An 8,504-nucleotide genomic window follows, 5' to 3' on the forward strand; every position below is an offset into this window, starting at 1 on the left:
AACCCCAGCATCCCCGATGCTGGGGTTTTTTATTGCCTGAAAAAAAGTATTGCACAGAAATTCTCCAATCTATGACGTTCCGCACAGTGACGTTTCGTAAACAGCGTTAAGCTTCTGTAAACGAGCTGGCAAAAGAAAACCATAAACAGAAAGTCAGCCATCAGAGACACTCATCGACCATCTATTTATTCGCCGTCAATAAAAATAACGCGGCAGCTGTGAGATGGGACTATGAGTACAAGACCACTTTCGTATCTTCTCCTGTCAATGCTCAGTGTTGGGGCATTCGCGGACTTGCGCCCTATTTCCGACGACCAGATGGCGGAAGTCACTGGTCAGGCGTTTGTATCCATCGATCGTCAGTATCATCCGGATGCGGATAACAATACCGCCTACACCCGGGTAAACCTTGGAATGGATATTGAAATCCAGACCAATGTCGATGTGCTCGAGATGGGGCGGTACGAGCGCGCTGGTGAAAAAGCAGGCACATCCGACGTCTACATCGAAGATTTCGCGCTTGGTTATATCAATAACCAGGCCTATTACAATGCCAACCCCGAAGCGCCCAGACAAAGGAAGGCTGACGGCTCCGTGTATGCCGAAGGCGACATCGTTCCTTTCAATATCCAGAATCCCTATTTCGAGTTCGCATTCGATGAGGACACCGATGAGATCGTCGGTTTCCGTCTTGGATTTGGCGAGTCGATGGGTGTGCTGTCTGGCAAAATCGAAACCCTGACGGGCAATGTGAACGTCGACATCATCGATCACGGGGAAGGTCTGGGTGATGCACAGTCAAACGGTAATATCTTTGATCAGCTGATTGTTTTGCTGACGCCTCTTCTGGAAGGTGGGAGCCCGCTAGCAACCAAGGCTCAACTGGTATACGGCGCAGACGGAGACCCTAACATCGGTTCGCTCGATCCAGTACGCGCCGAGTACATCGGCGTTCCTGATGGGGAAAAGTTTGTGTTGGAAGGGGCCAGTGGGTTCACCCGCTGGTCAGTGAAGAACCTGATTGGCTGGGGATCCAGCTCAACGATCGAAGTGCCGGATTGCTCCTTTTTCAGCTGTGGTGGTGGCGATATCTATGTCTATGCAGAGGATTGCCTTGTGCTGGGCATCGACTCCTGCTTCGACCTGGATATCTACAACAGCTTCCCGGTTGGTCAGGTTGAGACCGTCAACGGGGAGCGGCAACTTACCGGCCCCTCCGATGGCGCTTTCATTTCCTTCCAGACCAAGGACCTCGAGTGGCTTAAAGACGTCAAGAAAACGGACCTCTCCGCTGAAGATTTCATCCGCGCCACCTCGGGTGCATTTTTCAATATCCCCAACGGCGCGACCGAGGTGAATTTGAATGAGGCCCTTTACGGTACTCAGCGTTACCGTACTGAATACATAGACCGCGGAAAGGGACTTTTCTAGGTGAATTCCATGTTGCGATCAATCACTGGAAAGCACATCTGGTGCAGGTTACTAGCTCTGGTTGCGGTTCTGTCGCACTCAATAGCCAGGGCAGAGCTTGAGGGCCTCACCGAATCGGAAATGTCCGAAGTTGATGGGGCCGGGATAGGCTTGGTGCTTGAGAACTTCAAGTTCTCCCACGGCACGGACCAGCCGGATATAAATGGACAACAGGCCAGAATATTTCGAATCTCCGGTATCAAGAGTACGGACGGTCGTGATGTGGATATCACGGTGAACCATCTCTACATCGCTGGTGCAAACAGTAATTATGGAGAGACTCTAACGCCGGTTAACTTAGGACGATTGCTGAACCCCTGGCGCATCGACGTTGTTGACGGCAATACGATTGGTATTGACGACAAAGCGGTGCTTGAGTTCGCAGCCCCAGCGATGATGTCGGCAGCTGAGGGATATGATTGCATGGGAGGTTCGGCAACCGCGGGTTCCGGTACCTGTTCCAGTCGCCCCGCGACTTCCAGCTATATTGGAGAACGGGCCGACATCGGGATGCAGATGAATGTCGCTGTCGGTGCCGATCGATCTGCGAATATAAACATTCACGCGAAGAGTGCCGTCGTGGATGGCAGCTATCTCAGGCTCTGGGGCGATGATGGACGCCGCCAGATGGTTGGCCAGTTTAAACTCAACTTTTTCTCACCGGAGTTGTCGATCAACGCCTGCTCGCAGGACGGAAGTGCTTGTGGCTCACGAATTGTGATGTCTGATTTTGCGCTGCAACTGGCTATCGGAAACGAGCTCCAACCCGTGTTCTTGGATGTGGATGGCACCGGTAATTTTGTCGTCGATGTCGCGGCCATACCAAAGCCCGCACCCGGTAGCATCGGAGGCGATGGACTGAGAGGAAGCAGTGATAGCGAGACCTGGGACTTCTACGAGGCCTACTACACCAATCCTGAATACCGAAGCAATCTCAGTATCGGAAACTTCAGCGTTGGTAATAGAGACTTTGGCTCAGCCCGGGTGCAGGGGATGCTGATCCAGCATCTGAACATCACAACCAAGGATCTGGCGCCATGAAAATGCTACCGAAGATTCTGTTTCTGGTGGTTGTGTCATCGCTGGCCGGCGGAGGTCGGTCAGCGATTGCAGAGTTGTCACTGTTGCCGGACGAGAGGCTTTCTGAGGTGTCTGGGCAGGGCGGTATTTACCTGTCAGGCGATATCAGCATCAATGAGATGGGCGGTCCTGTCGAAAATTCCTACTTTGGTCGTTGCAGTGACGCTGGGAAAAAATGCGGTGCCCGTTTTGCCTACCGACTCAAAGAAACCGGTGGCTGGATGGTGCTTGATGAAATACGAGGTAATTTTGCTTTTGAAGGCTTGACCCTGCGAGTGCGCAATATTGACTCGGGGTTTGGTGGCGATGGCGAACTGTTCAACCGTGATGTTCTGGAGCTGGGTTTACCGAATACGGTTCGTTTTAATGACGTGAGATTCAAGATTGCGTCAAGCAGCACCGCTCGCCCGACGGATCCTGGATTTCAGCAGACTGATATCTTTTCCGTGGAGATGCGTGGCGAGGTCATCATGGAAGGAAACTTATTGGTATTCCCAACGGGGAATCCATGAAGGGATGCAGAGGCCGGATATGGTAATGACGCTAGTGAATGCCAGGTGCGCTCTGGTGAGTATTATGATCTATGGGGGGCTCATAAGCATCCCGACTGCCTACGGAGATTTGAAAAGCCTCGACGATGCGGCAATGTCCGATATCAGCGGGCAAAGTGGTATTACCCTGGAGATGGATCTGGGCGTCAGCGCGGATAGCGTGTCTTACTTCGATGATGGCAAGGGGATTCACCTCGAAGGTTTCCGGGTTGGTTCGGCAACAGACCCCAATGGCCAGGCCTATCACCTGGTCATGATAGATATTGGAAATGACGCGTCACTGAATCTGGATTATCTGGTGGAAGACCGGCGAATCGAATTTGGTGATATCCGGCTCGCCGGTGCCCCAGGCGTTAGCATGGGAGGACTATTCTTTGACCATTCACTGCAGGGGACATTCCGTTTGCGTTCAGGCGGTGCATTGGGTGGTAGCGGCTACACCTTTGACTCCGCGTACACAATGACCGGCGGTCGCCTTGGCTATCGAACCAATGGTAACGAATTCTTCCTGGACGACATCACCATGGACGTCGAGGCACTCGGCGTTACCCTTGATGTTGTTGGTAGCACGCTTCAGCTCCGGGCCCCAAGGGTTGTTGGAAGCTGGGAAGTCGGTGCTATCCGTTTCAGTGGCAACCCTCTGAATCATGGTGTGTCGGCCGATGTTTCGTCGGGCTTGACCTTGCCATCCTATGGCGGAATGAGCGGTCACTTCGATTTAACGTCCGCGACCGACATTCAGGCCGGGGGGCGAGATGGCGAGGGGCTGCGAATCGATAGCGAAACCACCATCCATTCGGCGTCATTCCTGTATCACGATGATGGGAATGTCGTCGCCCTTCGCGATATTACCGGTTACTACGACGTAAATGATTTGCGGATTGACGTGACAACAGACCCGAAAGGCCGGGAAGCTCTCGGGCTAACGCTCGGCGGTGTGCAGGGGGAGTTCAATGTAGGTGCTGTAGAAATGGGCGGCAATGGCAAAAGTCTTGGTCAGGTCAACGTCAGTTTTATTCTTGAAGACCGAATCTTCAATGGTGAGTCCTACCGGAATGCTGTGTTCCTGCAGGGCGGTGGGCATCCCGACGCGGGGCCTCAGGGTTTGAGGCTGGCGACGGAGTGGAGCCTGCGCCTGTCGGACTTGAGTTATACGGAGGACGGTAACCGCGTGATCTTCAGCGGGTTGCAGTCCTGGGGACGGGGTGATGTCACCGTCAATGTCACTCGAGAGGGTGTTAAAAATGGAACCCAGTTCTTTGATGGCCTCAGGGTGGGGTTTGAGGGTATCAAAGCGGGCTATCGAATCAACGGCTTAAGGGTTGGTAGCGATGATGCGCCATTGCAGGGTGGTACCGAGCTTCTTCTTGCTCTGGGATTCTACCCGGCGTACGAATTTGAGCTTGATGGTCACGTGACGCTGGGCCCCGGGGGCGCCAGTGGCGAGGGGATTACCATCAACTCGGATATTCAAATCAGTAACGGCAGGGCCGCTATCATTGCAGCCCCCTATGATTCCGGTAGCGGCGAAGCTCCGCAAAAAGGCCTTTGGATTACCGATCTGGACTATGACGGTCACCTCCGGAGTATGACGGTTGATGTCACCGAAGAAGGGCTTGCGATCGTGAAGGGGGAAGCCTGGAGTTCCATGGATATTGGTAACCTCCGGGTTGGCGATAAGCTTGCCGGCGCTAGCTTTGGTCGGTTTGTGCTTCAGAAATACGAGCTTGGCAGCAGTATGACGATCGTCCCAGGCGGTGCGGGGGAAGTCTGTGCCGGTGGGGTGGGGGGTACGGAGTCCGCCTGTACAGCCTCCGGAGGGGTTTGGGAAAACCGTGGCGAAGAAGGTATTACGGTGAAGCTCAAGCAGATTCTCGCCAGGGCAGTGAGTGACGATAAGAAAAACGCCTTTACCTGGGAAACAAATCGAAAAACGGATGCCAGCGGTAACCCCATCAATGGTAGCGGCAATCAACTTGTTCTGAATGACATATACACCAGTGATGGCGGAGACTTCGATGGTGATGGCGTCGACGATAACACCTTTGGTGTTCGTACAGATCTCGCGGTAGATGTTTACAGGACCCGGGTGGTAAAGAAGGAGGATGGGGCAGATTCTCTGGGTGTTGTGGGCAGCCGAGGTGATGAGAAAATCATGGACAGTTCGGCGCCCGAGGGGTATCGGTACGTGGCTGACCCAGGTCAGTCAGACCAGGCTAACCGTCCCCTTGGTTTTGCGGTGAAGGCGGAGAGCCGCTTCAAGGAACTTTCCATTAACAACATTGATCTGGTTCACCCGGTCGGCGGTGCTCAGACTGCCGTGTACGGCGTCAAGATGCAGAATTTCGATATCAAGGCGAACCTGACCGCCACACCAATTCCCTGATCGTGACCGGTATTAGCGAGCGCTCTCCCTCTCTTTGTTTTGTTTTTTAGCCACTCCTGTTGTTTAATCCGGCCAGAACCATTTTCCTGGCCGGATGTATTTATATGAAATCCAAAGCACTCATAGCATTGCTCAGCGACGGGCTCGTTCATTCTGGTGAATATCTTGCCGGACAGCTGGGCGTGAGCCGGACAGCCGTCTGGAAGCAGATCCGGCGGGCTATGGAGGAAGGCTTCGTGATAGAGACGATTCGGGGCCGGGGGTATCAACTGGTCTCCAATGTCGACCTCCTGGACGCGGGGGAAATTATCGACGGTATCGCGGAAGATTACCGGCCTCGAATTGACTTGCGAGTTCTGGATCAGGTTGATTCAACCAATGCTGAGCTGGCCAGGGAATTCCAAGCTGGATCGGACAGCATTCCGGTGGTGATTGCGGATTGCCAGACCGAGGGGCGGGGGCGCCGCGGGAGGACGTGGCAAAGTCCCAGGGGAGAAAACCTGTACCTCAGCATGGGCTTGACGTTTCATGGTGGTTTTTCAGTACTTGATGGTTTGAGTCTCGTGTTGGGCGTTGCGGTGGCCAATGCCTTGGAAAGTCTCGGAGCAGACGATATTGGCCTCAAATGGCCCAACGATATTTTTCTGCCCTCCGGAAAGTTGGGGGGCATTCTCGTTGAACTGCAAGGCGAGTTACAGGAAGGTGTCGTTCAAGTTATCTGTGGCATCGGTATCAACGTCCATATGTCTGCAGCGGGCAATGTCGATCAGGCATGGGACAGTCTATCCCGCGCGTTTCCGAGACACGAGTGGAGCCGGAATCTGATCGCCGGCGCGATTATCAGCGCCGTGCTCGATGCGGCCCACGAATTTTCCGAGCGTGGGTTTGTGGATTTCCGGGAACCCTGGCAGCGCAGGGACATATTCATGGGCAAGAAGATCTCAGCGCGAGGCGGGGAAGCTGCTGGTACGGGGGCGGGCATCGATCAGGGAGGCAACTATCTGCTGGATACCGGGGATGGCATCGTGCCTGTGCGGGCGGGAGAAATAAGCTTGCGGGAGGTCAAGTGAGGCTCCTGGTTGATGCGGGAAACACCCGGGTTAAATGGCGCCTGGAACGGTCCGGAAGCACGGTGAATTCGGGCGCAGATCGTCTGGAGGAGATCGAAACAGTTCCGCAGTTGGCGGAACACGGCGATGCGGTTGGGTCGATTGCAGTGTCAACCGTCATCTCAGAAGAGAATCGAGCAAGGTTGGTTGAGTCGTTGTCGAGGGTCACGGCGGCGCCGGTTCGCTTCTACTGGGCCGAGAGTGAGAGGAGCGGGCTGAGGAATGCGTATGCCGATTACTGTTTGATGGGGGCAGACCGCTGGCATGCAATGTACGCCGCGTGGCGCATGGTCAGAAACGGAGTAGCCGTAATCGATGCAGGTAGTGCCGTGACCATCGACTATGTGAGCAGCAATGGAACTCATCTGGGCGGTTTCATACTGCCTGGACTTAATATGATGCTTCGGAGCCTTAAAAGTGACGCCGCCAGGATCGGGTTTGATCCGGGTGATGTGCGCTTGGTGGCTCCCGGGACGAGTACCGGTGAGTGTGTGAATCATGGCTTGGCCTGGTTGTCGTCCGCGATGAATGATCGTGTTGCGGATGATGCGAAGAAGCATGCGCTCGCCGAGGTCCTGGTAACCGGAGGTGACGCTGGTCGCCTGCTTGATCTCGGCCTGGTTGCTCGACACGTGCCGGATCTGGTTCTGGATGGCGTCGGCTTGATCGACGCTGAGGAGTCGTCGGCATGAAGTGGCTTGCCGTGTTATTCATTCTTTTGAACCTGGGCGTCTGGTACTGCTCCAGCACTGTTCAGGCGCCGACCAGTTCGGGTGCGGCCGCGGGTGGCCAGCTTCCCAGAGTCAGCAGCCTCAAGGCGCAGCCTCCGACAACGAAATCAGAAGCGAAACCTGTCGAAGCGCCGGAGCCGGAACCCGATGCCGCGGTAGCCTCCAGTGCCCAGGCTCTTTCATGTGCACGGGTGGGATGGTTTGAAGCCCGGGAGTTGGCGCAGGCTAATGAGCTAGCTGGCAATCTCGATGGGCAGGTTCAGGAAGTCGAGCGAGATCTGGCACCGCTGCACTGGGTGATCATTCCGCCGCAACCCCGGGAAGTGGCTCTGAAGCAGTTCCAGGAAATCCAGAGGCAGGGGGTAGACTCCTATCTGGTGACCGAAGGCGAGAACCGAAACGCGATATCTCTCGGGCTGTTCGAGTCCCGCGAGGCAGCAATATCTGTGCTCGAAGAAAAAAAACGTCAGAATCTTAATGTAGTACTGGCAAACTTCCCCCGAAATCAGATAAGCTACGCGCTCGTTTTTGAGGCTGATCCGGAACTCATCGAGAGTACGGTTCGGGCAGTAGAAACGGCTTATGGCGAGAATTTCGATTTCATCGAAATCAACCCTTGCGAAAGTGTTGCAACGCCAAAAAAAAGTCCGTAGTATACCGCCCTCGCTGACGAGGCGAATGTGAGCTGGCGTAGCTCAGTTGGTAGAGCAGCTGACTTGTAATCAGCAGGTCGGGGGTTCGATTCCGTCCGCCAGCTCCACTTTAAGTTTTGTGAGATTCGCGAAAGCGGGTCTAACTCGGAGGGGTTCCCGAGTGGCCAAAGGGATCAGACTGTAAATCTGACGGCTTCGCCTTCGCAGGTTCGAATCCTGCCCCCTCCACCACTTATTGCCGCGGGCATCGTATAGTGGCTATTACCTCAGCCTTCCAAGCTGATGACGCGGGTTCGATTCCCGCTGCCCGCTCCAATTTGTTATGAAATGCTCATGTAGCTCAGTTGGTAGAGCACACCCTTGGTAAGGGTGAGGTCGGCGGTTCAAATCCGCCCATGAGCTCCACTATTTATCTGGTCAACGTTACGATCCTGGTTGATTAGGGAGATTGGTCAAATGTCCAAAGAAAAATTTGAGCGCAGTAAACCGCACGTCAACGTGGGCACCATTGGTCACGTTGACCA

Annotated in this window: 7 protein-coding genes, 4 tRNA genes and 1 pseudogene; all 12 read left to right on the forward strand. The window is 54.5% G+C overall.

Features of this window, described 5'->3' with window-relative positions:
• Positions 1–231 precede the first annotated feature (231 nt).
• On the forward strand, positions 232–1,431 hold the full coding sequence (locus D777_RS17425; RefSeq protein WP_036135011.1) for a hypothetical protein: 1,200 nt from the start codon (positions 232–234) through the stop codon (positions 1,429–1,431).
• Between the two features lie 9 nt (positions 1,432–1,440).
• Positions 1,441–2,511, forward strand: coding sequence for a hypothetical protein (locus D777_RS17430; RefSeq protein ID WP_036135023.1), 1,071 nt, complete (start codon positions 1,441–1,443; stop codon positions 2,509–2,511).
• 2 nt (positions 2,512–2,513) lie between these two features.
• Positions 2,514–3,062: a hypothetical protein gene (locus D777_RS17435; protein ID WP_051669177.1), complete on the forward strand. Its 549-nt coding sequence runs from the start codon at positions 2,514–2,516 to the stop codon at positions 3,060–3,062.
• 64 nt (positions 3,063–3,126) lie between these two features.
• Entirely contained in the window at positions 3,127–5,487 is a 2,361-nt protein-coding gene (locus tag D777_RS17440; RefSeq protein WP_264673459.1) for a DUF6160 family protein, read from the forward strand.
• A gap of 104 nt (positions 5,488–5,591) precedes the next feature.
• Positions 5,592–6,557 carry a biotin--[acetyl-CoA-carboxylase] ligase gene (locus D777_RS17445; RefSeq protein WP_036135014.1) on the forward strand — a complete coding sequence of 322 codons (966 nt, stop codon included), beginning with the start codon at positions 5,592–5,594 and terminating at the stop codon, positions 6,555–6,557.
• The gene (locus tag D777_RS17450) at positions 6,554–7,288 is read left to right on the forward strand and encodes a type III pantothenate kinase (RefSeq protein ID WP_036135018.1); all 735 of its coding nucleotides are present in this window, start codon (positions 6,554–6,556) and stop codon (positions 7,286–7,288) included. The genes D777_RS17445 and D777_RS17450 overlap by 4 nt, the downstream gene beginning before the upstream one ends.
• Positions 7,285–7,980, forward strand: coding sequence for a hypothetical protein (locus D777_RS17455; protein WP_036135020.1), 696 nt, complete (start codon positions 7,285–7,287; stop codon positions 7,978–7,980). Before D777_RS17450 ends, D777_RS17455 begins: the two co-directional genes overlap by 4 nt.
• 31 nt (positions 7,981–8,011) lie before the next feature.
• Positions 8,012–8,087 (forward strand) — tRNA-Thr (locus D777_RS17460).
• A gap of 39 nt (positions 8,088–8,126) precedes the next feature.
• A tRNA-Tyr gene (locus D777_RS17465) sits at positions 8,127–8,211 on the forward strand.
• A 9-nt stretch (positions 8,212–8,220) separates the two neighbouring features.
• A tRNA-Gly gene (locus D777_RS17470) sits at positions 8,221–8,295 on the forward strand.
• A 14-nt stretch (positions 8,296–8,309) separates the two neighbouring features.
• Positions 8,310–8,385 (forward strand) — tRNA-Thr (locus D777_RS17475).
• A gap of 51 nt (positions 8,386–8,436) precedes the next feature.
• A pseudogene (locus tag D777_RS18205) lies at positions 8,437–8,504 on the forward strand (GTP-binding protein); the annotation flags it as partial.

Origin of the sequence: Marinobacter nitratireducens (assembly GCF_000708045.1) — a bacterium.
Classification (GTDB): Bacteria; Pseudomonadota; Gammaproteobacteria; order Pseudomonadales; family Oleiphilaceae; genus Marinobacter; species Marinobacter nitratireducens.

Coding starts and splice junctions, on each gene's coding strand:
- D777_RS17445 (WP_036135014.1), top strand. CDS start 5,592: ATGAAATCCAAAGCACTCATAGCATTGCTCAGCGACGGGCTCGTTCAT.
- D777_RS17440 (WP_264673459.1), top strand. CDS start 3,127: ATGATCTATGGGGGGCTCATAAGCATCCCGACTGCCTACGGAGATTTG.
- D777_RS17455 (WP_036135020.1), top strand. CDS start 7,285: ATGAAGTGGCTTGCCGTGTTATTCATTCTTTTGAACCTGGGCGTCTGG.
- D777_RS17425 (WP_036135011.1), top strand. CDS start 232: ATGAGTACAAGACCACTTTCGTATCTTCTCCTGTCAATGCTCAGTGTT.
- D777_RS17435 (WP_051669177.1), top strand. CDS start 2,514: ATGCTACCGAAGATTCTGTTTCTGGTGGTTGTGTCATCGCTGGCCGGC.
- D777_RS17430 (WP_036135023.1), top strand. CDS start 1,441: ATGTTGCGATCAATCACTGGAAAGCACATCTGGTGCAGGTTACTAGCT.